The 2,575-nt window shown below is 71.1% G+C and carries 2 protein-coding genes; one reads left to right on the top strand and one right to left on the bottom strand.

The features are described 5' to 3' along the window. The first annotated feature begins 37 nt into the window (after window positions 1-37). Entirely contained in the window at window positions 38-1,978 is a 1,941-nt protein-coding gene (locus VFF46_RS36820; RefSeq protein WP_325041894.1) for a GMC family oxidoreductase, read from the top strand. 72 nt (window positions 1,979-2,050) lie between these two features. Here VFF46_RS36820 and VFF46_RS36815 read toward each other — a convergent pair. Beyond that, window positions 2,051-2,575, bottom strand: a 525-nt coding sequence (locus VFF46_RS36815; protein ID WP_325041893.1) for a VOC family protein, incomplete at its 5' end; no start/stop codon positions are given.

The following is a 2,575-nucleotide window of genomic DNA, read 5'->3' as shown; positions in this document are numbered from 1 at the left end:
CCATGCGCCAAACGGTAGTGCGTGAAAGGATTTCGTCGTGCACCTGTCTGAGCAGCAGCGGAGTGAGCTCGAGCGGTTGGCGGAGTCGGTGGTGCCGGGGGAGGGATGGCAGCGGGCGGCGGTCGCGTTCGTCGAGCGGGTGCTGACGGAGGACCGGCCGGACTGGATCGGACGCGTAGAGCGGGCACTGTCCGGCGGTGATCGGGACTGGCTGACACGGTTGGTTGCGCAGGGGTACTACGCGGAGCCCGCGGCCTGGGAGCGCGTGGGGTGGCGGACGGGGGAGTACGCCGCGGTCCACACCGAGCTGACGGTGACACCGTGGGACGCGATCGCGGAGCGGTACGACTGTGTGGTGATCGGGTCGGGCGCCGGAGGTGGCGCGGCGGCTGAGGTACTCGCGGAGTCGGGACGCTCGGTGCTGGTCGTCGAGCTGGGCAGCTACCCGTCGACGGAGTCGCTCGGGCACGACCACCTGCGGAACCCGCGGTCCTCGCTCGGCCTGCCGGCGCCGACCGATCCGGATCCGGCCGGGCGGCCGCGAGTCGCGATCGTGGACGGCGTACGGCAGCAGGTGCTCCCGTCCGACGGCGCGTGGGGGAACAACGCGTTCACGGTCGGCGGCGGCACCCGGGTGTACGGCGCGCAGGCCTGGCGGTTCGTGCCGCGGGACTTCCGGATGGCCACGACGTACGGCGTACCGGAGGGCAGCTCGCTCGCGGACTGGCCGATCTCGTACGACGACCTGGAGCCGTACTACTCGCTGGCGGAACAGCGGTTCGGGGTCAGCGGCGGCGGTACGGACCCGTGGCACGGGCCGCGGTCGATCCCGCTGCCGATGCCACCGCTCCCGCGGACCTTCGCGGCTCAGGTACTCGCGGGTGCCGCCGAGCGACTCGGGTGGGGCACGCTCGACGTACCGCTGCTGATCAACTCCGTCGACTACCAGGGGCGCTCGGGTTGCGTCCGGTGCGGGCAGTGCGTCGGATTCGCCTGCCCGGTCGAGGCGAAGAGCGGAACGCACAACACCGCGCTGCCCGTCGCGCTCGCGACCGGGAACTGCACCCTCGTCGTCGAGACCACCGCCGAACGCCTCGTCACAGACACGGCCGGACGGGTCGTCGGCGTCGCACTGGTCGGCGCAGGCGGACGGAGGACAGTGCTGTGCGACGAGGTGGTCGTTGCCGCGGGCGCCTCGGAGACGCCGCGGTTGTTGCTGAACAGCGCGCACGACGGCGAGCCTGATGGAATCGGCAACAACCAGGACCAGGTCGGCCGGCACCTGCAGGCCCATGTGTACGCCGGTGCCGTCGGGCTGTTCGACGACGAGGTGGCCGATCTCGTCGGGCCCGGTGTGTCGATCGCGACCTGCGACTTCCGGCACGGCAACGACGGGATCGTCGGCGGCGGGATGCTCGCCAACGAGTTCGTACCGACGCCCGCGGCGACGTACGACTACCTGACGGCGGCCGGGCTGATCCCGACGGCCGGTTCGGAGAGCCTGCAGGCGATGAGGCACGCCGTACGGCGGATGCTTCGAGTCGTCGGGCCGATCCAGGAGGTGACGTCGGCGGAGTCCCGGGTGCGCGTCGATCCGTCCGTCGTCGACCGGTACGGAAACCCGGTGGTGGTGACGAGCGGGTCGATCCACCCCGAGGATGCTCGTGCGCACCGCTTCATGAGCGCCAAGGCCGAGGCCTGGCTGACGGAGGCGGGCGCGGCCCGGACCTCAGCCGGTGAGCTCGGGAGTCTCGGACACCCGAGCACCGGACAGCATCAGGCCGGGACGTGCCGGATGGGCGACGACCCGGCCCGCTCGGTCACCGACCCGAATGGCCGCGTCTGGGGCCACGACAACCTGTGGATCGCCGACGCCTCGGTCCACGTCACCAACGGCGGCGTCAACCCGGTCCTCACCGTCCTGGCCACTTCGCTGCGCACCGCCGCCGGGATTGTCGGCGCTCACGACAGTAAGTAGCCGTGTACGTACATCCCCTCGCCCGCCTGAGCCCGCCGCGAAGGCGCCCGAATCGCGGGACACCTCCTGTCGTCAGTGCACCCGGGAGATCCCGACCCCACTGCGCGCGTCGCGGCCGTACTTGGCCAGTTCGGTGGGGAGGTCCAGCCGGGAGATGCCCGTCTTGTTCCGGTCCTCGTCGGTGAGCAGGTCGGCCGGGATGATCCAGACGATCTCGAACTCCAGGCCGTCGGGGTCCTTGCCGTACAGGGACTTGGTGGTGCCGTGGTCGGACGCGCCGACCAGCGCACCGGCCGCGCTCAGCGCGTTGGCCACCGACTCGAGGTCGCCGAGGGTGTCGACCTCCCACGCCAGGTGGTACAGCCCGACGCTCGTCCGTCCGGCGCCCGACGGACCGGCCTGGGAGCCGATCTGGAACAGGCCGAGGTCGTGGTCGTTGGTCGACCCGGGCGCGCGCAGGAACGCCGCGCCGGGGATCGCGTCGCCGGTCTCGGTGTACCCGAAACCGAGCACGTCTCGGTAGAACGCGACACTCGCCTCGACGTCACGTACGTACAACACCGCGTGGTTCAACCGGAAGATCGCCATGTCCACCAT

Origin of the sequence: Kribbella sp., assembly GCF_035655035.1 — a bacterium.
GTDB lineage: Bacteria > Actinomycetota > Actinomycetes > Propionibacteriales > Kribbellaceae > Kribbella.
The sequence above is the reverse complement of the archived record's forward strand: the minus strand, read 5'-3'. Positions and strand labels throughout refer to the sequence as shown.